This window comes from Sphingomonas cynarae, from assembly GCF_039537815.1.
In the GTDB taxonomy this organism is placed as follows: Bacteria; Pseudomonadota; Alphaproteobacteria; order Sphingomonadales; family Sphingomonadaceae; genus Sphingomonas; species Sphingomonas cynarae.
Genome location: NZ_BAABBF010000002.1, coordinates 31,705 through 54,077, shown reverse-complemented (window position 1 = coordinate 54,077; position 22,373 = coordinate 31,705). Strand labels below are relative to the sequence as shown.

The following is a 22,373-nucleotide window of genomic DNA, read 5'->3' as shown; positions in this document are numbered from 1 at the left end:
ATCACACGATGGCCGATTACACGAGCGGGCTGGTCGGCCTGAGCATCCTGTCGGGGACGAACGGTTTCGCGGACTATACCGCACCGTCGATCGAAACGCGCGCGCAGCGCAAGGCGAAGGCCGCCTTCACCACCGCGCCGACCGACGCACCGTGGAAGGCGGCTCCCGCCACCACCTCCATCTCCACCCAGATCACCACGATCAAGGGGATGAAGACGATCGTCGACAAGCCGGCGGCCGGGATCGGCGCGCTGCCCCAGGACGTGCAGACCAGCTTCACGACGTACAAGGCGCTGGACCGGCTGCGCGTGCTGGCGGAAAGCGCCGCCAAGGGCACCACCAGCAGCGCGGAACGCGTGCTGCTGCAGAACAGCTTCGCCAAGGGGCTGGCCGATCTCCAGACCTTCCTGTCTTCCGCCCCCTCCGATCTGGTCGACATCGCCTTCACCAAGACTGCGCGGCAGGCACAGACGGTGGGGATCAAATCCACCGCCACGACCAGTGCCGCGACGATTCCGGGCAAGGGCGTGCGCGACACCCGCGACGGCGCACTGGCCGGCGTGACGGGGCAGGAGAAGCTGCGCATCACCCTGTCGATGCCCGGAGCAGCCGCCGACATCGTCGAGGTGGACCTGTCGACCACGCCGCAGCCTCCGACGCTCGACAGCGTATCCGACGCGGTCAACGCCGCGATCGCCGCCGTGCCGAAACGCGATGCGAACGGCGATCCGGTGATGGGCACCGACGGCAAGCCGGAGCCGCGCTGGCCCTCGGTCAAGATGGTACCCGCCAAATCCGGCGAGAAATGGGGCCTGTCGATCCAGCGCGCCGGATTCGAGACGGTGGCGATCGACCAGGTCGACGGGCAGGACGCGTTGATGATCGCGGGCGACATGACGCCGACCGGCGGCAAGACCGCGACGCGCATCACCCGGCTGGACGATCCCGCCGGTGCGCTCGACCGCCGTACCTTCGATACGATCAGCGCGGTCGACCGCGCTGCTACCGAGCGCCAGCAGATTGCCGCCGAGGCGGACCCCAAGAAGGTAAAAGCGACCACCGTCGCCGCCGATACCCGTAGCAACGCAATCGCTACCGACCGGCAGGGGTTCAGCTACGTCGTCGGTACCAGTGCGGGCGATGTCGGCGCCAACCGTTCCGACGGGCAGGACGACCTGTTGCTGACCAAGGTAGACAGCGAGGGCAAGATCGTCTGGTCGCGCACGCTGGGCGCAGGCGGCAAGGCCGAAGGCGCGGCGGTGACCGTGGCGCCCGACGGCGGCATCGTCGTTGCCGGATCGATCAAGGGAACGCTGGACGGTAATTCCAGCGACGGCGACATGCTCGTCGTCCGCTTCGACGCCAATGGCGACGAGACCTTCTCGACCTCGGTGCGCGCGCTCGGCACCGAATCGGCCAATGCGGTCGCGGTCGGGCCGGACGGCGCGATCTATGTCGGTGGGCGCAGCGATACGGGCGGCGGCGATGCCTATCTCGCCCGGCTCGACGCCCAGGGAAAACTGGTCGAGCGGCGCACGATCAACAGCGGCGGCAGCGATCAGGTGAAGGCGCTGGCATTCGGCAGCGACGGCAAGCTGCTGGTGCTGACCGGTGAAAATGGCGATGCCAAGCTGCGCCGGATCGATCCCGCCGCCCTGTCGACCGATCTCGGCTCGCTCAATCTCGGCCGCGCCGATGCGCGCGCGATCGCGGTTGCGGCGGACGGCACCATTGCGGTGGCGGGTGCGACCGAGGCGACATTGAGCGGCACCGGCACCAACGGTCTTGCCGGATCGCGCGACGGCTTCGTCGCGCGGATCGACGCCGGGCTGGCCGGTGCGAATGTCACCTATGTCGGTACGACTGGCGAGGATCAGGTCGATAGCGTCGCCTTCCTGGACGGATCAATCTATCTCGGCGGACGCACCACCGGCACGATCGGGGCGGATGCGAAGACAGGTACCACCGACGCCTTTGTCGCCCGGATCGATGCCGCCACGGGTGTAGTCGCCAGCACGCGCCAGTTCGGCAATTTCGATGCGGCCAGCGGCGGCGTGCGACTGTCGGCGATCGAAGGCGGCGGCAGCGTGCTCGGCGCGCTTGGCCTGAGCCGCGGCACGCTGACACCCACGGATTCGGTGAAGCTTGAAGCACAAACCTCGCTTCGCGCTGGTGATGAATTCTCGATCCGCGTGAACGGCGGCGCGTTGCGCAAGATCACGATCAACGAGAACGACACGCTATCAAGCTTCACCAACCGTGTCCGGGAACTGATCGGCACCCGCGTCGCCACGGTGACGATGCCGTCGAAGGACGGCGGCCGTTCCTTGCGCATCGACGTGAAGCCGGGCAACGAGATCCAGCTGATCGCCGGGAATGGCGACAAGAACGCGCTCGCCAAGCTCGGGCTCGACGCGCGCCGGATCAGCGCCCCCGCCACTCTGGCCGACGACGCACCCAAGGTGCGCCCCGGCGGCAGCTTCGGCCTCGACCTCAGCACTTCGCTCAGGCTCGACACCAAGGCAGAGGCGGCGAATTCGCTGACGCGGATCAAGCAAGCGATCTCGTTCACCCAGTCCGCCTATCGCTCGCTTTACTGGGACGATACCAAGGCCACGCTGGTCGACACCCCCACCACCAGCAGCCGCAAGGGCGGCTCCACCGCGGTCCAGCAGGCTCAGTTGAAGAACTACCAGGCTGCGCTCTCCCGCCTGTCCGGCGGCACCACCTTTACGGGATTCTGACATCATGGCGGACGGCGTTCCCTCGATCCTCGGCGGCATCGCGCGCGAGATGAAACACCTGAGCGAGCGCCAGCGCGTGATCGCCCAGAACATCGCCAATTCGGAGACGCCGGGCTACAAGGCGCACGAGGTTCGCGCACCCGATTTCTCGGCGTTGCTGGCCCAGCAGAACGTGGGCGGCGGTGCGCCCCGCATCGCGCGTCCGCGGGTGGAGCTGACCGCCGGCATGGCCGCGCTCGGTGCCCGCCCGACCGGCGGCTCGCTCATCCTCGACCACGACGTGACCGAAACCAAGCCCGACGGCAACAACGTGACGCTGGAAGACCAGCTGCTGAAGATGGGCCAGGTTCAGGCCGATTTCACCGCGATGACCAACCTGTACCGCAAACAGCAATTGCTGCTGAAGACGGCACTGGGCCGCGGTGGCGGGGGTTGATCGGAAGAATTTGCCGGGTCGAATGATCCAAACCTGGTTTTTTTCCTAAAATGTCCTGAACGGTATTTATTCCGGAAGGACCTGGCCATGAAGATCGACCACGCGCTTATCGAAGAGGCAGACGTCAATGTCGCGTCTGCTCCATTTGGCGCAGAGGATGTCGCCGATCTGATGTTCAGCGTCCTTTCCGATGGTCTCGACCATCCGGAATTATGGGAGATGCTGCCCAACCTTCTGGCACAGGCACCTGATCTACCAGATGCGTTACGGCGGCGGGGTCACTTGGCCAGCGATCTCAACACGTGCGTCTCTGCACAATTGTTACTTGGCTTGTGCGCGGCCGTGGAAGGCAGTCCTGCATCAATCATCGAGGTGTTGACGCCGTTCGCCGCTGACTACAGTCTTTCCCCGCTGGTCCAGGGGGCCCTGTTTCATCTTCACGCGATGGCTGATCCTACCAATCCCAAATACGCACTTGCTGGCACCTTTTGCGAGACACCGTTCATTCAGATGGATGTTCTCGAAATATCCAGTCACCTATGCTGCGCAAGCTGGTTGCAGACCTCCGTCGGCGACATGACCAGAACGCCTTGGCCGAACGTGTGGAACGGCGACACCGCACAAGCGATCCGGGCCAGCATTCACGACGGATCCTATCGCTATTGCAATAAGGGTGCCTGCCCGCGCATTCAGAGCGGCAGCCTGCCCAAAGCCAGCGAGGTGGCCGAACGGTCCGATCACTGGCGCCGGATCGTCGAGGAAATGGCGACTGAGGTGCCTGCCGGTCCGGAGATCGTTAATCTCGCCTACGATCGTACCTGCAACCTGTCCTGTCCCAGTTGCCGGGTAGAGCGATACGCTGCGGACGATGCCACCCGTGCTCGCTATAATGACATGCAGGAGAACGCGATCCTGCCGATGCTGAAAAACGCGAAAACGGTATTTATCACCGGGTCGGGCGACCCCTTCGCCAGTAAGAACTTTCGATCAATGATGGAACGGCTGACCCCGGAAGAATATCCAGACCTCCGTTTCCAGATCATGACCAACGGCATGTTGTTCACGCCCCGCCAGTGGGATAGTTTTCCCGCCCTGCACAACAGGGTAAAGATTCTTAAGATCAGTACCGATGCCGCCACCGGCCCGACGCACGAACTGCTGCGCCGCGGCGCACGTTGGCCGCTAATGATGGAGAACATGGCATTCGCTGGCCGCCTGACTGCGGCCGGGCTGATCGATCATTTCGAACTGGTCTTTACGGTACAAACCGACAATTATCGAGAAATGGGCGACGCAGTCGACCTAGCTAAGCAGGTCGGAGCCACTGGTATTTATTTTGCCCGGATTACCAATTGGGGCACATTTTCCTCCGATGAATACCGTGAAAAGGCGATGTTCCTGCCTATTCATCCCGAGCATGACGATTTTCTCGCATGTATGGCGGACGAGCGGTTACACGATCCGATTGTCTTGCTTGGCGATCTGGAGGAGTTCCTGCCAAATACCGGCACCATCACCAGGAAGTTCTCGCACTGATGTGACAAACCAATAGATAATTATGCAATCACGGTCGCCATCGAACTTTAGGACCGATGACGGCCATGATCGAAATATAAATACCATTTTATTTGTATTGATACACTATCACGATGCCTGTCGCACCGACTTTGGGCCCCGTATTGAATATCGAGCCAGAGCCGCTACCTTCTGCACTTGGACCCATACGGAACGGCTAAGTCCATTACCGCCGCTAAAAACTCCGCTACCAAAATTACGAGGGGGCACCGAAAGCAATCGATGCCCCCTTAGCCCCACGGCTACTGCAACGTTATTGAAATTTGGGGCGAATGCCGCCCTTGCATAGGCTCCCGCGCACCCTCCGCTGGAAGCAGCTCCCGTACTTCCTCCAGTGGCTGTCGTACCGCCGCCGTCTACGACTTCTACGATGATGCTGTTCGTGCCCGGCGTCGGCATGTAAATGCCGTTCGTCGTGAACGTCTAGCACGCCAACCAACCCACCGCCCTGCGTGGTGCCATCACCGCCGTTCGGGCGTTCGTCGGTGATGGCGGCGTTGGTGATCGCCGTCATGCCGGGTGTCAGGAGCGGCAGGTGCCCGACAGGAACAAGCCGGACCGTCGGCACCGATGCCTCCGCTGCCTGCACCACCAGCACATCCGTCGTCATGTTGATGACGACGCGATCGATCTATGGATTGCCGGTGGGCGCGACGATGGTCGCCGTGACACGCGCAGGTACCTCGATCACCGAGCCGGATCGAAAGGCGGCACCGGCCGTCACGAGCAACGTCATGCCGGAGGGTGAGTTTTCGCTGACCGCGAATTGACCCGCGACCCGGCCCAATATTGCGATATCGCCACCCAATCGGAAGAAATATGCCTGAAGATAATCGGCACAGGGCATCAAAGGTTGATAGCAATAGGTCGTCATGCGATTTTCCTTCTTGGCTGCAAGAGCCAAGAGTTTCCATTCAGCACATGAAATTTTACACTACACGAACAAGATATGAACGAATAACCAACCTAGTGGCAGACGGCATCCCCCGCCACTTCACCGAGCAGCGCCCATAGGCCGTCGGTCGCCATCGGCAGCACCGGCGTCACGCGCGGGGCGGCGTGGAGCAGGCCCTTTATCAGGTCGGCGATGCGGCCGATCGCCAGCCCGGTACCGTCAGTGATCGCGCACAGGCCGCGCACGTCGACATCCATCCAGGCCCAGGCAGTGAGCCGGTCGTGGAGCGCGTCGGCGGCAAGGCACAGCGCCTCCAGCGCGGGGCCGGTCAGCGAGTTTTCGCATACCGCGCGGACATGATCCTCGCATGGTGACAGCCCCGCGTTCCAGATCATCAGCGGCCAACCGGTCTGCCAGCCGTCACTGGGCAGCGACACCGCCATGAGCGGCGCATCGTGCAGCATCAACAGGCCGCCGCCGATCAGCGCGATGTCGCTTGCCGCCTCGGCGAACAGGCTATCCGTGATCGGCAGCGTGCGGCATGCCGGTATTTCCATCATGCTGGCCGTCATCATCCGCTGTCTCCCGTACTGTCCTTATAGTAGGACGAGAAACGGAGTCGCGGGCGGGTTCGTCAACTTTTCGTGAAGATCGGCAATTTTTTCCTACCTGCCGGCTTCAGCCCGCCACCGCCACCGTGGCGGCCTGGCGACGCCAGCGCGACGGGGCCGGCGCGGTCAGCACCTCGGCGAAGCGCGGCGTGCGCTCGGCCATGTCGGCCATCGCCGCGGTGGCGCGCTTGGCGACCTGGCGCAGCCGCTCGCGGGCCGCCTCGTCGACCACGGCCGTGGTGTCCACCTCGACATCGTCGGACAGGCGGCGGATCAGGGCCTCGCGGTGCAACGCGATCTTTTCCTCGACGGCGGCCAGTTCGGCGGCATCGACCGGATACAGCGCCGCCTTGAGACGGGGTACGGAGGGGTCGAGCGGACGTTCGGCACTCTTGCTACGCGCCTTGCGCTGCAACTGCTCGGTACCGGCGATGCGCAGCTGATCGACATATTCCTCGATCAGCTTGGTGCGGGTGATCGCGGCCATGTAGCTCGATGCGCCCGCCTCGGTCAGTTCCAGCGCCTGCTCGTCGACGATGGTCGCCTCCAGCGAGCTTTCCTCGCCATCGGCACCGGCGATGCCGGCATGGAGCGAGACGGTGGTCGCCGCGACCTTCTTGGCCGACTGGCGCTGGTCGGTCATCAGGCGGAAACGCAGTGCCTGCAATTCGCCGCGCAGCTGCCAGTTCACGAAGGTGGTGAACTGCGCCTTGGTGGGATCATAGGCCAGGATCGCGCGATGCACGCCGATCGCGCAGCATTGCTCGGCATCGTCCCAATGCGCGACCAGACCGTATTGGCGGATGAAGTGGCGGATACGCGGAGCGATCAGCTTCAGGATCTGCGCAAAGGCACGATCCGATTCGACGCGCTGCCGGTTGGTCTGCCGTGCGCCCTCTGCGGGGGTGTTGCCGATCACGACCGTGACCGCGGCTTCCAGAGCGGCAGTGATTTTCGACATCGAACATTCCCTCGAATCTCGGGGCGGGCTTTCCCGCCGGACAAGGGCAATTTCGGCTCAAATGGTTAACATCCGGTTTTCGGTTTTAACCGCCTGATTTATTTTGCTTCCTGGAGCGAACACCGCTTCCAGGCGCCCAATCGGCTTAACCGAATCGCTCGGGGCTGAATTTCCGGTCGAGATAACCCATCAACCAGCTGCGATGCGCCGCCCGTGCGCCACCCGCCGCCTCGATCCGCCGCTCGCTGCCGGCGGTGCCGACCTGGGCATTGAGAAGGACGCGCGCCCGCGATTCGGGCAGGCCACCGCGCATGAAACGGATCGCGTCGCCCAGCCCCAGATGATGACCGAGATAGGCGAGTTGGGCGGTATTGCCGCCGGTATCCCGATCGGTCACGCCGGCGCGCGCCAGCCCGTCGATGTTGCGGCGGGCATAATCGGCGACGCTGTTGATCGAGGCGGCGGGGTCGTAGCGCAGCGCCAGCAATGCACTGCGCGCGCCGGCCGCCACTTTGCCATGCGCATCGAGCCAGCCGTTGCCGCGCGCCTGCTGGTTGAGCCAGGTGCCTGGAATCTCGGCCATGCCTTGCCATGTCCCGGCGAGGAACTGGCCGAGCCCGGCGGCGCTGGAACGCGGGTTGCGCGACCAGGTCTGCCAGCTGCCGTCGGCGGATCGACCCGCCTCGGCGTCGACGATCGCCGCCAGCGCGGCCGGAGACAGGCCGGTACGTTCCGCCGCCGCGTCGATCACCCCGGCATAACGGGCGTTCGGCCCCAGCCCGGCCACCGGCGCATCGTCGTGCGATGGCTGGGCAATCCTTGCCTCCGCCACCCGCGGCTCGGCGATGGCGCGCGGCGCGATGGGAGTAGCGGGGGCATCGGGCTTCAGCAGCGCGAGCAGCGTGTCGAGCGACGAACGCTCCTCCGCCGCCCCCGGCAACTGCGCGCGAGTGACGGTATCGCCGTCAGCCGCGCCATCGCCATTGCCCAACGCCGCCTGCCACAGCCGGCGCGACATATCGGCCTGCACCTCACCATAGATCAGGCGGGCCCGCTGCGCAGGCGGCAGCGACTGGAGCGCGAGCCGGTCGATCATGATGCAAGCCGGGCCGTGACCGGCCGACGTCGCCGCCGCAGCCGCACCAGCCGCGAGGCGGCGATATCGTCGAGCGCGGCCTGTTCAGCGGCGGCGGCGGCGCGTTCCGCCTCCTGTCGATAACGAGCGGCGGCGTTGCCGATCGCGGTACGCGCACCGTAACATTCGATCGCCCGCTCGCGCAGCGTCTCCACCCGTGCGTTCGCGGCTTCGCAGGCCGTGGCCAGTTGTGTGCGGCGTTCGCGGGCGCGGGCAAAGAACCGCTCCGCCGCCAGACTATGATCGCCGGCCACCGCTGCGGTTTCGCGCGCCATCGTATCGCGCAGCGACGCCGCGGCGTCCTCGATCTGTCGAATCTCCCCCAGCGCCGCGCCGATCGCGGCGCGGACCTCGTCCAGCTCGCGTTCGGCGACGCGCAACGGGGCGTCGTAGGGCGTCTTCATGCCGCTCTGCCCATCGGGAAGGCGTCCACGGGTGCAGCGGGCTCCATCAGCCCGGCCAGCGTGTCGAACGTGGCGCCGGCATAGCCGCGATCGCCCTTGCCCTGCGTCAGCAGCTTTTCGATATCCGGCGCGATGCGGATCGCCTCGTCCACCTCCGCGCTGGAGCCAGGCTTGTACGCACCCAGCCGCACCATCTCCTCCATGTCGCCGTGTGTCGACAGGATGCGCCGCGCGGCGAGGCGAATCGCGTTCTCTTCCGCGGAATGACAATGCGGTAGCGTGCGCGACACCGATTTCAGGATGTCGATCGCGGGATAGCGACCCCGCTCGGCGATCTTGCGGGTGATGACGACGTGGCCGTCGAGGATGCCGCGCACGGCATCGGCGACCGGCTCGTTATGATCGTCGCCATCGACCAGCACCGTGAACAGGCCGGTGATCGACCCCTGCCCCGCCGCGCCCGGCCCCGCGCGTTCCAGCAGCCGCGGCAGTTCCGCGAAGACGGTCGGCGTATAGCCCTTGGTCGCCGGCGGCTCGCCAGAAGCGAGACCGATCTCACGCTGCGCCATCGCGAAGCGGGTGACCGAATCCATCAGGCACAGCACGTTCAGCCCCTGATCGCGAAAGTGTTCGGCAATCGCCAGCGTGGTCCACGCCGCCTGCCGCCGCATCAGTGCCGGCTCGTCCGAGGTCGCGACGACGACGACGCTGCGCGCCAACCCTTCCGGCCCCAGATCGTCCTCGACGAACTCCTGCACCTCGCGCCCGCGCTCGCCGATCAGGCCGATCACCGCGACATCGCATTTGGTCCAGCGCGCCAGCATCGACAGCAGCACCGATTTGCCGACGCCGGAACCCGCGAACAGGCCAAGCCGCTGGCCACGGCACAGCGGCACGAACACGTCGAGCGCGCGCACCCCCGTCTCCACCCGTTCGCCGACCCGCGACCGGGTTGCGGCCAGCGGCGGGTTGGCGCGGATCGGACGGGCGAGATTGCCCGACGCCAATGCCCCGCCCCCGTCGACCGGACGACCAAGACCGTCTACCATCCGCCCGAGCCACGCATCGCACGGCCGCACCGCGAACTGCCCTGCGGCGACCACGGCGTGATTGCCCGCAGCCAGCCCCTGCGCCTCGCTGAACGGCAGGCATTGCGCCAGCCCGGCATCGAGCCCGGTCACCTCCGCCTCGATCATGCCCTTGCCGGTGCTGATCCGGATGCGCGAGCCGATCTGCGCGGCGCCCGCCAGACCATCGACCTCGATCAACGCGCCGCGCGCGGCGACCACCCGGCCATAGCGCTCCTCGGTCGGGGTGTCGCGCAACGTGGCGGCGGCGGCCCGAAAGAGGTCGACAGCCGGGGTCACGCCGCCTCGCCAGCCAGCCGGTCGAAGGCCGCAGCCTCGTAGGTCATCAGCTGGCGGCAGACGCCCAACGCGCGATAATAATCGCCAAGCGCCGCCAGCCGGGCGAATTCAAGACAGGCCATACGCGCCTCGTCGGTGCGGAACACGCTCATCAGGTCGCCCAGCAGCCCGACAACATGCTGCTGGTGGTCTGATCGGCCGCTCTCATCAATATAGGCCATCATGCAGGTGAAATAGAGACGCCGGGCCGGCGTGCTGGCCTCTTCCGCCTGCATCACCTCTCGACCGCGCAGCAACGCGACATGGTTCTCGATCATCAGTTCGACACGGCCACTGGCGCGCATCACCGCACCGTTCACGATCATCTTCTCACCATCGCGCAGCGAAATCCGCAGGGTCATCGCATCATCATCCTCAACAGCTATCGGCTCTCTAATAGGATCACCGGATCGGCCGCGGTCGGGCTACCCGGCAGAAATTGCCGCCTTCCCCAGAGTTTGGCGTTCCAACAACGATTATCTCAGCCGGCTCCGACCGGCACCGGGCACCGTCACCTATAAGGCATCCAAACCGGTCATGGGCCGGCCCCATCCACGGGAGATGTCGAGTGAGCTTGTATTCCGCGCTGTTTTCCGGCGTATCCGGCCTCAAGGCCGAAGCGGCCGCGATGGCCACGGTCGGCGACAACATCGCCAACATCAACACGGTCGGGTACAAGAGCGTCGACGCGCAGTTCAGCACGATGGTGGCGGACGGCAAGACCGGTCCCAATTATGTCGCAGGCGGCGTCAACGCCGCGCCCCGCGCATTGATCTCGCAACAGGGTCAGCTTCAGGCGTCGAGCAGTTCGACTGATCTCGGCATCGACGGCCAGGGCTTTTTCGTCACCCGATCGGGCAAGGGCGCGGACACGTCCGTCGCACTGACCCGCGCGGGCTCGTTCACCCCCGACAAGGAAGGCTATCTGCGCAACTCGGCGGGCCTCTACCTGCAGGGCTGGCGTCTCGACACCCAGGGCAACTACAACAACACCGGCTCGGTCAATGGCCTAGAGCCGATCCGGCTTAATGATCTGACCGGTACCGCCGCCTCCACCTCGTCGCTGACGCTGCGCGCCAACCTGAAGTCGACCGCGACGACCTTCGCCGGCACCTATGTCGCGGGTAACATGGCGACCGGCGCGGTTGCCCCTACCTGGTCACGCTCGTTCGACGTCTATGACGCGCAGGGCGGATCGCACCAGATGACGATGGGCTATCTGAAGACCGGGCCGAACACCTGGCAGGCCGAAATCTACATGCAGCCCCCGGGCGACGTTTCCGCCTCGAATGGCACCGCGGTCACCAACGGCCTGATGCAGAGCGGGACGATCAAGTTCAATCCGGACGGCAGCCTCGACAAAGCGAACAGCACTGCCGCCGTGTTCGATCCGGTCGTGCCGACCTGGACCAACGGCGCCGGCGCGCAGCCGATCGTCCTCAGCCTCGGCAGCGACGGCAAGCTCGACGGACTGACGCAGTTCAACACCGATTCTTCGGCCATCAACTATACCGTCAACGGCGGCAAGCTGGGCAACGTCGCCTCGGTGCAGGTGTCCGATACCGGTAAGGTCAGCGCGCTGTTCGACGACGGCACCAGCCGCACCGTGTTCCAGCTGCCGGTCGCGACCGTGCCCAATCCCAACGCGCTGACCCGCGTGTCGGGCAACGCCTTCGCGGTATCCGAACAGTCGGGCTCCTATGCGATCAACGCGCCGGGCTCGCTCGGCGCAGGAGCGATCCAGGCCTTCAAGCTGGAGGCGTCGACGTCCGACCTGGCGCAGGAATTCACCAATATGATCCGCTTTCAGCGTGCGTACAGCGCCGCCTCGAAGATCATCACCACGGTGGACGACATGCTTCAGGAAGTCAGCAATCTGAAGCGTTGATCGACGGTTAGGAGAATACGGCGGTGTCCCTTGGCGAGATCCTCAATTCGGCCCTTTCGGGGCTGGGCGCGGCGCAGGCCAGCATGCGCACGGTCTCGAACAACATCGCCAACGTCAACACGCCCGGTTACGCGCGCGAGAAGACGAACCTGTCGACCGACACCGCCGCCGGACGCGTCAGCGGCGTGACGGTGGGCGAGCCGGGCCGCGTCGCCGACCAGTTTCTGGAGGCGACCGTCTTCACCCGAGCCGGTGCCGCCGGCGCGGCGGAAACCCGGTCTATCTATCTGGATCGGCTCCAGTCGTTCCTGGGCACTACGGGTGCGGAGGCGGGTCTGCCGTCGCGGCTCGACGCGGTCGCCGCCTCCGCCACCACCATGACCGGTGCGGCCGGCGGGACACAGACCAACGCCGCCTTCATCGGCGATGTCGGCGACGCGATCCGTTCGGTCCAGCAACTCGCCAAGGACGTATCCGGACTGCGCAGCGACGTGGAGGGCGAGGTCGGCGATACCGTCACCCGCATCAACTCGCTGCTACGCCAGGTCCACGAGCTCAACGAAACCGTCGCCCGTTCGGAAGGGCTGGGCCGCAGTTCCGCTGGCGCTGCGGACCAGCGCAACGCCGCGGTCGAGGAACTAGGCGGACTGATCGGCATCGTCTCGCGTCAGCAGCCCGACGGCCGACTGACGATCGACACCACCGCCGGCGTCCAGCTGATTGACCGCCGCCTGCGCCAATTGTCCTATCCGTCGAACGGCGCGGGCAGTTCGCAGACGCTCTACCCCCCCGTCGAACTGCGCTTTGCCGACACGGACGGCACCGCCGGCGCTGCCACGGGTGAGCGGATCGACGCTGCGGCGGGTGGCAAGCTGGGTGGGCTGATCAGCTTGCGCGATGCGGAGCTGCCGGTTTTTTCCGAAAAGCTGAACACGCTGTATGACGGCCTTGCCCGATCGTTGAATGCGGCATCGAATGCCGGCACCACCTCTCCCGCCCCGGCAATACTGGAGGGGACGCGCACGCCGCTGCTCGAAACCGACCGGCTCGGCTTTTCGGGCAAGGCGACCTTTGCGGTCACCGCGCGGGACGGCACCGTGGTGGACAGTGTCGCGATCGACTTCGATGCCCTGGGCAGCGGCGCGACTATCGCTACGGCGGTGGACGCGATCAACGCCGGACTGAGCGGCACCGGCACCGCCAGTTTCGTCGACGGCAAGCTGACGATCAAGGCGGCAAGCGGCGGTAACGGCGTGGTCGTCGCACAGGACGCCGCCTCCCCCAGCAACCGCGCCGGGGCGGGCTTCTCGCAGTTTTTCGGCCTCAACGATCTGGTCCGCAGCGACGGAGCGATGCTGACCCCGACGGGTTTGAAGGGTACCGATCCGCACGGCTTCACGGCCGGTCAGGCGACCGAATTCGCCCTGCGCGATACGTCCGGCCGAATGGTCGCCACCTATTCGCTCAAGATCACCGCCTCGACCGGTTCCGGCTTCGATGCCCTCGTCGCCGACCTCAATACCAGCCCGATGGCTGCCTATGGCAGCTTCGCGCTCGACGACATGGGGCGGATCGGCTTTTCATCGAAAGCGTCCGCCGCCGGCAGCACGCTGTCGGTACTGTCCGACACCACCGATCGTGGCGGCATCGGCATCGGACTGGCCGCGATCACGGGGCTAAGCGGTGGCAATGCACTGGCGACCGGCGAGGTGCGTCGCGACATCGCGAGCAATCCCGATGGCCTGCCCCTCGCCCGGTTGCAGACCGCGACGATCGGCCAGAAGGGTTTGGGTAACGGCGACCGGCGCGGTGCCGCCGCGTTCGCGGACGCGCTGGGGGCCAATATCGATCTGGCCGGCGGCATCACGACGATGTCGCGCTTCGCCAATACGCTGCTCGGCGATACCGGCACCGCCGCCGCTCGCGCCAAGGACCGCACGACCGAAGCGACCGCGCGCCGCGACGACGCGATCGCGCGACGCGATAACTATTCAGGCGTCAGCATCGACGAGGAACTGTCCCAGATGGTGGTTCTTCAGAACAGCTATGCCGCTTCGGCCCGCGTGATGAGCGCGGCGACCGCGATGTACGATACCCTGCTTCAACTTGGACGATAGGAACCGCCATGATCCGCGTCGCCACCATTCCCCTCCAGCGTACGCTGTCCGCCGGCATCCAGCAGGCACAGCAGCGGCTGGCGGACACGCAGCTACAGCTCAACTCGGGCAAGAAGGCCAACGACCTGGCCGGCCTCGGCATCGATGCCGGCCGCACGCTGTCGGCACGCAGCCTGCGTTCCGCGCAGGACGCACAGTCCTCATCCGCCAAGCGGCTGGGCACCACGCTGTCGCTCTACGACGCCAACATTTCCAACATCGACGAATCCGCCGCGGGCCTGCGCCAGAAGCTGATGACGGTGATCGGCACCGGCCAGACCGCCGGCCTGCAAGGCGCGATCGAGGGGGCGTTCGACCAGTTCCGCGCCGCTTTGAACGCAACCGACGGCAGCAACCCCCTGTTCGCCGGAGCGCAGACCGACGCGACGCCGTTCAAGCCCCAGACACTGTCCGCAACGATCGGCCTGACCCCAGCCACCGCGTTCAGCAACGACGATGTCCGTGCCTCTGCCCGGATCGGCGACGGCGTCGACATGACCTACGGGGTCGGTGCGCGCGAACTGGGATCTGGGATATTGTCGGCGTTCCAGACGCTGGCGGGCGCGGGGACGATCGGCGACACGCTGAGCCCCGGCCAGATCGATGCGCTGAAGACCGCGCTGGGCCAGATCGATTCCGCCCTGCCCCAGGTCCGCGCCATCAATGCCGAAAACGGCCGCAAGCAGACGGAGGCGGAGACGCTGGCGACCCGCGGCGAGGAACGGTCGAATCTGCTGACCAGCCTGATCTCCGATGCCGAGGATGCCGACTATGGCGAGATCGCGATGCAGCTGACCCAGCAGCAGACGGTGCTGAAGGCCAGCTATTCGGTCTTCACGCAGCTCAGCGACCTCAGCCTGACCCAATATCTGCGATAGGGCGTCTGGACGATCCGGCGGGAAGACGGCACGGTCCCGCCCGAAGAATTTTCGGGAGAAGACCATGCTCGACCGACGCGACTTGTGCGTCGCCCTCGCCGCGACCGCGGTGGCGGGGCCGGCTCTCGCGGCGCGCGGTGACCGGTGCTTCGCCTTCACCTATTTCGCCAATGCCGACAATGGCGGCGCCGGGATGCGGCTGGCGATCAGCGACGATGGCTTCACCTATCGTCCGGTCCGCGGCGGGGTGCCGATGCTGGTCCCGCAGGTCGGCGAGAACCGGCTGATGCGCGACCCGTGCGTGGCGCTCGATCCCCGTACTGGTCTGTATCACATGGTCTGGACGACGAGCTGGACGGGCAGGACGATCGGCCATGCGTCCTCGCGCGATCTGGTGACCTGGTCGGCGCAGCAGGCGGTGCCGGTGATGGCGGCGTTTCCCGACACCCGCAACACTTGGGCTCCGGATATCCTGTACGATGCGGCGCGGCGTCGCTTCACGATCGTCTGGGCCAGCACGCGGGGCGACGGTGCGGGCAAGGAGGGCGATCACCGCCTCTATGCCACCGATACCACCGATTTCCGCCGCTTCTCACCGACCCGGCTGTTCTATGATCCCGGGTTCAGCGTGATCGACGCCACCTTCCTGAACCGTGGTGACCGGACGATCATGTTCGTGAAGGACGAACGCAAGGAACCGCTGCGCAAGGTGATCCAGTGGTGCGAGCTGTCGCCTGTGACTGGCCGGTTCGGGCCGCTGTCGCCGTCGATCACCCCCGCCTGGGCCGAGGGGCCGACCGCGATCGAGGTGGATGGCGAGACGGTGGTGTTCTTCGATCGGTACATCGACAAGAAATACGGCGCGATCGCCTCACGCGATCTGGTGACGTGGCGCGACGTGTCGGACCGGATCGTGATCCCCGCCGGGGCAAACCATGGCACGATCATCCCCATCGACCGTGTCCGCCACGCGGCGCTGGCCGCACTTGGCTGATCGCGGCGGACGGGTGCGACGGTTGCGTGGGTCTGGCCCCGTGCCTAGACGATCCGCCACGTCCGGCACCCGGACGGGAGGTGGATATCGCTGACCTGATCCGACCCGCCGGCCGCCGCCGGTGCCCGACGCTGCTTGCGGGACTGATCGTCCTGTTCGTGTTGGCATGGGCGACGGTCGCGGCCGCCGCATCTCCCGCGCTGCCGCCGGTACCGTCGGCGCAGATCGGCAGCGTCGCCACCGAACTGGCCGCGATCGACCGCGCGCTCGACAAACGCGTCGATGACAAGGACCGCCAGCAACTGCGCGCCCGCGCCGATGCCGCGCGTGCCACCGCCACTGCCGCCGCGACCGATCTGCAAGCCCAGTTCGACCTGATCGCAGTGCGGATCGCCCAGCTTGGCCCGGTCACGCCGGGCGCCCCCGAAACGCCCGAGATCGTGGCGGAACGCACTGACCTGTCACGGCAGCGCGCGGTACTCGATTCGGCGATCAAACGCGCGCGCCTGCTGGCGATCGAGGGGCAGCAACTGGTCGAGGAGATTCAGCAGAGTCAGGCAGAACAGTTCAGCGCCCGCATTTCCTCCAAGGTCCCTTCGCCGGTAACGCCGGCGTTCTGGACGGCGGTATTCCATGCCTTTCCCCGCGATGCGCGCCGTGCCGTGAATTTCGTGACGACGGGGGTACGCCAGATCGAGGCGGGGCTGCGGCGCGATCTGCCGTGGCAGGCGATACTGGGGCTGGTCGGCGGCTATCTGGTGCTGATGCCGGGGCGACAGGCGGCAAGGCGGCTCGGCCGCCGGCTGCTGATCGAGGAGGCGCCCGGCCAACGTATCCGTCGGTCGGCCAATGCGATCTGGCGGGTGCTGGTCGGCACATTGTCGCCGATTCTTGCCGGCGTGCTGACGATGCAGGGACTGCGCTGGTCGGGTATCTCCCCGCCCGGCTGGGCCGACATGCTCGACGTGCTGGTCGGGGCGGCCGGGTTCACCGGGTTCGCGATCTCGATCTGCGGGGCGGTGTTGATGACTAGCCAGCCGTCATGGCGGATAGCGCCGATCGCCGATGCCGCGGCGATCCGGCTACGGCCGTTCCCGCCGCTGCTCGGCGCCTTGTGCTTCGTCGTGCTGGTCACGCAGGGGTTCAACACGGCGATCGGGGCCAGCGATACGGCGCAGACCGCGACCGCCGCCTTTCTAGCGCTATTGTACCTGATGCTGATCGGCGCGACGTTGCTGACGGTCGGACGGCTGCGCGCGGAACAGACCGCCGCCATGGACGCCGCGGCGGGCGACGATGTGCCAGCCGCGCCCGCGCCGGCCCGCACCGGACTCGGCATCGTCATGCTGGCGACGTGGATCGCGCTGGCTGCGGCGCTGCTCGCGCTGCTGATCGGCTATGTCCAGTTCGGGCTGCTGGTCGGGCAATTCATCGTCTGGATCGTGCTGCTCGGCAGTGCCGTCTATCTGCTGATGGTCGCGGTCGACGATATCGCTTCGACCGTGTTCGCGCGGGACAGCGGGGTCGGGCTGGCGCTGAGCCATGGCTTCGGCCTGCGCGGCAGCACGATCGACCAGTTCGGCGTGCTGCTGTCGGGCGTGCTGCGCGTCCTGCTCGCGATCGTCGCGCTGGGTATGCTGGTGTCGCCGTTCGGTGCGGGCGATGGCGTCGGCACGTTGTTCGGGCGGCTGGGGGTACTGGCGCAGGGGGTGAAGGTCGGCGGGATCACCATCTCGCCCGGCACGATCCTGCGCGGAATCGTCGTGCTGTTCGTCGGGCTGACGCTGCTGCGTGCGTTCATGGGCTGGCTGGAGCGCCGCTACCTGCCCGCCACCGACCTCGACGGCAACGGGCGCAATTCGGTCAGCCTGATCGCGCGTTATCTGGGTGTCGCGCTGGCGGTGATCTGGACGCTCGCGTCGCTGGGCATCGGGGTGGAACGGATCGCGCTGCTGTTGTCGGCGCTGTCGGTCGGCATCGGCTTCGGCCTGCAGGCGATCACGCAGAACTTCGTGTCCGGCCTGATCCTGCTGGCCGAACGCCCGATCAAGATCGGCGACCTGATCCGCGTCGGCACCGACGAGGGCGACGTAAAGCGGATCAGCGTCCGTTCCACCGAGATCGAATTGGGCGATCATTCGACGCTGATCGTTCCCAATTCCGAACTCATCACCAAATCCGTGCTCAACAAGACGCTGGGCAGCCCGCTGGGGCGAATCCAGATTCTCTTCTCCGTGCCGATCGGCACCGATGCGCCGCGCGTCCGCCGGATCGTGCTGGATGCCTTCGCCGCCGAGGAAGCGGTACTCGCCGATCCCGCTCCCAACGCATTCGTCGACGGCATCGCCGATGGCCGTATCCTGTTCAATTGCATGGCGCAGGTTGTCTCGCCCCGTGCCGCGTACGGCGCGCGCAGCAACGTGCTGCTCGCGCTCCTCCACACCTTGCGAGAGGAGGGGGTGGAGATCGGCACCGTCGCGCAGCGGCTGGAACTGGTGTCGTCCCCCGGCACCATGATCGCTTCCGCCACCAACAATCGTGATAGTGGTTCGCAATAGCGGTTGAACCCGTGACGGACACCGGTTAGCGAGCGTTTCGTGACCGACACAATCGCCCCTCCCCCGGATCGCAGCCACACCGTGGTGCCCGCCGCCCGGCCGAAGCCGAAGCGCAAGTGGCGCAGCTGGTGGCTGAAGCAGTTGCACAGCTGGCACTGGATCAGTGCCGCCGTCTCGCTGGTCGGGATGCTGCTGTTCGCGGCCACTGGCATCACCTTGAACCATGCCGCCACGATCGGCGCGACGCCGGTGGTGAAGGAAAAGACGGGCACCCTGCCGCCCGCGCTGCGGCGCATGCTGGCGCAAACGCCTGCCGCCGACGCGCCGCTGCCAGCTGCCGTGGCTACCCGGATCGCCACGGTGGTGGGTCTCGATCCCGCCGACCGGCCGGGCGAATGGTCCGATACCGACGTCTATGTCGCGTTGCCGCGCCCCGGTGGCGACGCATGGGTCAGCATCGACCGGGCCAGCGGCCGCATCACCGCGGAAACCACGGATCGCGGCTGGATCTCGTATCTCAACGATCTGCACAAGGGGCGCAATGCCGGCACCGCATGGAGCTGGTTCATCGACATCTTCGCCGGTGCCTGCATCCTGTTCACGCTGACCGGGCTTCTGCTGCTTCAGTTTCACGCGCGCCACCGTCCGCTGACCTGGCCGATGGTCGCGCTCGGCGTGGTCATTCCCGTCATCCTGATCCTCGTCTTCCTTCACTGAAAGGGCCTGTCATGCGTCCATCCCGTTTCGTCCTGCTGGCCGGTGCCATCAGCGCCCCTGCCGCCGCCGGGACCGTCAGCGTCACCATTCCGCGCCTCGACGTCGCCGAATACCACCGTCCCTATGTCGCGATCTGGCTGGAGCCGGCCGGGGGCGGCACGGCCCGCACGCTGGGCGTCTGGTACGATGTGAAGAAGCGCGGCAACGAACCCGGGACCAAATGGCTGGCGGATCTGCGCGCCTGGTGGCGCAAGGGCGGCCGGTCGATGGCGATGCCCGCCGACGGTGTCAGCGGCGCGACCCGCGCGCCCGGCCAGTACAGCATCCCCCTGCCCGCCGACCTGAAGCCCGGCCAATATGTGCTGAACGTCGAGGCCGCACGCGAGACCGGTGGTCGCGAGCTGGTGTCGGTGCCGCTGTCCGTCCCCAAATCCATCGCCCGCGCCGCCGGCAAGGCCGAACTTGGCGCCGTCACCATTTCCCCCCGTTGATAAGGATCATCCGCATGTCGCCGTTCGTCCGTCGCCTGATCGCCGCCGCCGCGCTGGTCTCCGTTCCCGCCATGGTCTCTGCGCATCGCAGTTGGCTATTGCCGTCCGGCACCGTTTTTTCGGGGACGGACGGCTGGGTCACCGTCGATGCCGCGATATCGAACGACCTGTTCTTCTTCGATCATCAGCCGCTGCGGATCGAGCCCATGAAGGTCTGGCAGCCCGACGGTAGCGAAGGCCAGTTGCAGAACGGCGCGACCGGCCGTTACCGCTCCACTTTCGACGTGAAGCTCGACAAGCCGGGCACGTGGAAGATCGGTCTGGTGCAGAACGCGGTCATGGGCAGTTTCAAGGCGGACGGCGTCGAGAAGCGGATCGGCCGCCGTGGCCCGCCCCGGCCAGGTGACGCGGCAGCGCTGACCGTCGCTGACATTCCGGCCAACGCCACCGACGTCAAGGTGATCGAGATGTCGGGCCGCAACGAGATTTTCGTGACCGCTGGCGAACCTACCACCAAGGTGTTCGCCATCATGGGCAAGGGGCTGGAATTCGCCCCCATTACCCATCCGGACGAACTGGTCGCAGGCCAGCCGGCCAGGTTCCGCTTCCTGATCGACGGCAAGCCTGCCGCCGGCCTGAAGGCAACGGTGGTTCCCGGCGGCAAGCGGTATCGCGATGCGGAGGGTGCGCGGGAACTGGTCGCCGGGCCGGACGGCGTGGTGACGGTAACGTGGCCGGCCGCCGGCATGTACTGGCTGAACGCGACCGCTACCGATGCCAAGCCCACCACCCCACGCGCAACCGAGCGGCGGATGAACTACACCACCACGCTGGAAGTGCTTACCCCCTGACGCCGCTCACTCCCGCCATGCGGATCGCCTTGCCCGCGATGATCGACCCCGCCGCCGTCGCCAACCGCGATCCGGCGGCGGCGATCGTCGACTTGGGCGGCGAGACGATGGGAACGACGTGGCATGTCCGCCTCGCCGCACCGCGCGGCTTCGACGCCGCCACCGTCCAGATAGCGATAGAGGCGCGACTGGACGGCATCGTCGCGGAGATGAGCCATTGGGAACCGGCTTCGCTGCTGTCGAGATTCAACCGTGCCGCCGGCGGCCAGTGGTGTGCGTTACCGCCCGATTTCGCGACGGTGATGGCGCAGGGGCTGACGATCGCCGGGATTACCGACGGTGCATTCGATCCGGCGATCGGATTGGTGGTCGATTTGTGGGGTTTCGGCCCCCGCTCTGTCGCCACGCCACCGACCCCGGTCGATATCGAGGCGGCATTGGCGCGATCGGGCTGGCGGCGGCTGGCCTTCGATGCGGGAACGCGGCGATTGCGCCAGCCCGGCGGCCTGTCACTCGACCTGTCGGGGATCGCGAAGGGCCATGCGGTCGACGCGGTCACCGACCTGCTTCATGCGCGCGGTATCCGTCATGCGCTGATCGAGATCGGGGGCGAACTTGCCGGGCGTGGCCTGCGCCCTGATGGCGAGCCCTGGTGGGTGGATCTGGAAGTGCCCCCAATTGCCGATCTCCCGTCGCTTCGGATCGCGCTTCACGGCCTGTCGGTCGCGACATCGGGGAACTATCGGCGGGGCGAGCACACGATCGACTCCCGCACCGGCCGTGCTGCCACCGGCGGCATAATCTCCGCCAGCGTCATCCATTCGTCGACACTTGTCGCGGATGCATGGGCGACTGCACTGACGGTGCTGGGTGCCGAGAAAGGTACGACATTGGCTGGCAGGATGGGCATCGCGGCCCGGATCATCACCCATGACGATGTCGGCATACGGGAAATGATAACCGCCCCGCTGGCAGCGATGCTGGCGGACTAGCGCCACCTCACGAACGGCATGACTGCCGGTATGCCATCAATCGCCGGACCAGCGGTCGCCCAACGGCCGCTGGTCCGGTCAGTCGTTACATACCGCCGGCGCTGCCGCCCATCGCACCTTGCATCCGCTGGGCGGCAGCCAGATGCTGTTTGACGATCGGCACCGCCTTCTTCGCGGTCGTCTTCAGCGCCGGCTGATCGCCGCCGGCACCATAGCTCTGATGAAGGTCGAGTGCGGCTTGGTGCGCGGGCACCTGCTGCCCCAGATACAGGCGATCGAAATCGGCCCCCGACGCCGCCTGCAGTTCGCCCAGCGAGGCGGTGATGCCAGCGTCCGGTGCGGGCGGCGACGGGTTCATGCCAGCCTTGCGCGCCGCCGCCATCGTGTCGGCGGTCGTCTTCTGATGATGCTTGATCATCATGTCGGCATAACGGCGAATGCCGGCATTCTGCGTCTTCTGGAGCGCGATACGGCTCGATTCGATCTCATACATGTCGCTCTTGCCGGCAGCCATCACATAGGCGGTGGCCTGTATCTTCGCCTCGGCCGGGGGCGGGGGCGGGGGCGTCTGGGCAGAGGCGGTTACGGCTGTCCCGGCGAGCAGCAGCGCCAGCGGCAGGGTGCGTAAACGGATCATGTCATCATCCTTTCGATCGTGATCGGCCATCCGGATGCGGCGCT

The 22,373-nt window shown here is 66.3% G+C and carries 21 protein-coding genes; 12 read left to right on the top strand and 9 right to left on the bottom strand.

Annotated elements, in window-relative coordinates; all coding sequences use genetic code 11:
* Positions 1–8: 8 nt before the first annotated feature.
* The 3 genes from ABD719_RS03550 to ABD719_RS03540 all read left to right on the top strand — a co-directional run bounded on the left by ABD719_RS03550 (position 9) and on the right by ABD719_RS03540 (position 4,716).
* The gene (locus ABD719_RS03550) at positions 9–2,744 is read left to right on the top strand and encodes a hypothetical protein (protein ID WP_344692016.1); all 2,736 of its coding nucleotides are present in this window, start codon (positions 9–11) and stop codon (positions 2,742–2,744) included.
* Positions 2,745–2,748: 4 nt separating this feature from the next.
* Positions 2,749–3,180 (top strand): flagellar basal body protein, encoded by a 432-nt coding sequence (locus tag ABD719_RS03545; RefSeq protein WP_344692015.1) that lies wholly within the window; start codon positions 2,749–2,751, stop codon positions 3,178–3,180.
* A gap of 87 nt (positions 3,181–3,267) precedes the next feature.
* Positions 3,268–4,716, top strand: a complete 1,449-nt coding sequence (locus tag ABD719_RS03540; protein ID WP_344692013.1) for a radical SAM/SPASM domain-containing protein — start codon at positions 3,268–3,270, stop codon at positions 4,714–4,716.
* 292 nt (positions 4,717–5,008) lie between these two features.
* Here the strand turns inward: ABD719_RS03540 and ABD719_RS03535 are convergent, their stop codons facing one another.
* From ABD719_RS03535 to ABD719_RS03500, 8 genes are all read right to left on the bottom strand, one after another.
* Positions 5,009–5,365, bottom strand: coding sequence for a hypothetical protein (locus ABD719_RS03535; protein WP_344692012.1), 357 nt, complete (start codon positions 5,363–5,365; stop codon positions 5,009–5,011).
* Between the two features lie 21 nt (positions 5,366–5,386).
* The gene (locus ABD719_RS03530) at positions 5,387–5,659 is read right to left on the bottom strand and encodes a hypothetical protein (RefSeq protein WP_344692011.1); all 273 of its coding nucleotides are present in this window, start codon (positions 5,657–5,659) and stop codon (positions 5,387–5,389) included.
* A gap of 62 nt (positions 5,660–5,721) precedes the next feature.
* A complete protein-coding gene (locus ABD719_RS03525; protein ID WP_344692010.1) occupies positions 5,722–6,225 on the bottom strand; it encodes a hypothetical protein in 504 nt (167 codons plus the stop codon).
* Positions 6,226–6,328: 103 nt separating this feature from the next.
* Entirely contained in the window at positions 6,329–7,222 is an 894-nt protein-coding gene (locus tag ABD719_RS03520; protein ID WP_344692009.1) for a sigma-70 family RNA polymerase sigma factor, read from the bottom strand.
* A 145-nt stretch (positions 7,223–7,367) separates the two neighbouring features.
* Positions 7,368–8,318 (bottom strand): peptidoglycan-binding protein, encoded by a 951-nt coding sequence (locus ABD719_RS03515; RefSeq protein WP_344692008.1) that lies wholly within the window; start codon positions 8,316–8,318, stop codon positions 7,368–7,370.
* Positions 8,315–8,761, bottom strand: a complete 447-nt coding sequence (locus ABD719_RS03510) for a flagellar FliJ family protein (RefSeq protein ID WP_344692007.1) — start codon at positions 8,759–8,761, stop codon at positions 8,315–8,317. Before ABD719_RS03510 ends, ABD719_RS03515 begins: the two co-directional genes overlap by 4 nt.
* On the bottom strand, positions 8,758–10,128 hold the full coding sequence (fliI, locus tag ABD719_RS03505) for a flagellar protein export ATPase FliI (RefSeq protein ID WP_344692006.1): 1,371 nt from the start codon (positions 10,126–10,128) through the stop codon (positions 8,758–8,760). The genes ABD719_RS03510 and fliI overlap by 4 nt, the downstream gene beginning before the upstream one ends.
* Positions 10,125–10,529 (bottom strand): flagellar biosynthesis repressor FlbT, encoded by a 405-nt coding sequence (locus tag ABD719_RS03500; RefSeq protein WP_344692005.1) that lies wholly within the window; start codon positions 10,527–10,529, stop codon positions 10,125–10,127. Before ABD719_RS03500 ends, fliI begins: the two co-directional genes overlap by 4 nt.
* 206 nt (positions 10,530–10,735) lie before the next feature.
* On the opposite strand from ABD719_RS03500, the gene ABD719_RS03495 reads away from it, so the two are divergent.
* The 9 genes from ABD719_RS03495 to ABD719_RS03455 all read left to right on the top strand — a co-directional run bounded on the left by ABD719_RS03495 (position 10,736) and on the right by ABD719_RS03455 (position 21,692).
* Positions 10,736–12,055 (top strand): flagellar hook protein FlgE, encoded by a 1,320-nt coding sequence (locus ABD719_RS03495; protein WP_344692004.1) that lies wholly within the window; start codon positions 10,736–10,738, stop codon positions 12,053–12,055.
* Positions 12,056–12,078: 23 nt separating this feature from the next.
* Entirely contained in the window at positions 12,079–14,172 is a 2,094-nt protein-coding gene (gene flgK / locus ABD719_RS03490; protein WP_344692003.1) for a flagellar hook-associated protein FlgK, read from the top strand.
* Between the two features lie 8 nt (positions 14,173–14,180).
* On the top strand, positions 14,181–15,089 hold the full coding sequence (locus ABD719_RS03485) for a flagellin (protein ID WP_344692002.1): 909 nt from the start codon (positions 14,181–14,183) through the stop codon (positions 15,087–15,089).
* Positions 15,090–15,153: 64 nt separating this feature from the next.
* The gene (locus ABD719_RS03480; RefSeq protein WP_344692001.1) at positions 15,154–16,083 is read left to right on the top strand and encodes a glycoside hydrolase family 43 protein; all 930 of its coding nucleotides are present in this window, start codon (positions 15,154–15,156) and stop codon (positions 16,081–16,083) included.
* Positions 16,084–16,163: 80 nt separating this feature from the next.
* Complete coding sequence (locus ABD719_RS03475; protein ID WP_344692000.1) at positions 16,164–18,641, top strand: DUF3772 domain-containing protein; 2,478 nt, start codon at positions 16,164–16,166, stop codon at positions 18,639–18,641.
* 39 nt (positions 18,642–18,680) lie between these two features.
* Positions 18,681–19,358: a PepSY-associated TM helix domain-containing protein gene (locus tag ABD719_RS03470; protein WP_344691999.1), complete on the top strand. Its 678-nt coding sequence runs from the start codon at positions 18,681–18,683 to the stop codon at positions 19,356–19,358.
* An 11-nt stretch (positions 19,359–19,369) separates the two neighbouring features.
* Entirely contained in the window at positions 19,370–19,849 is a 480-nt protein-coding gene (locus tag ABD719_RS03465) for a DUF2271 domain-containing protein (protein WP_344691998.1), read from the top strand.
* 14 nt (positions 19,850–19,863) lie between these two features.
* Positions 19,864–20,700: a DUF4198 domain-containing protein gene (locus ABD719_RS03460; protein WP_344691997.1), complete on the top strand. Its 837-nt coding sequence runs from the start codon at positions 19,864–19,866 to the stop codon at positions 20,698–20,700.
* Between the two features lie 38 nt (positions 20,701–20,738).
* Positions 20,739–21,692: an FAD:protein FMN transferase gene (locus ABD719_RS03455; protein ID WP_344691996.1), complete on the top strand. Its 954-nt coding sequence runs from the start codon at positions 20,739–20,741 to the stop codon at positions 21,690–21,692.
* An 85-nt stretch (positions 21,693–21,777) separates the two neighbouring features.
* On the opposite strand, the gene ABD719_RS03450 is transcribed toward ABD719_RS03455, so the two are convergent.
* Positions 21,778–22,329: a DUF4142 domain-containing protein gene (locus ABD719_RS03450; protein ID WP_344691995.1), complete on the bottom strand. Its 552-nt coding sequence runs from the start codon at positions 22,327–22,329 to the stop codon at positions 21,778–21,780.
* Positions 22,330–22,373 lie beyond the last annotated feature (44 nt).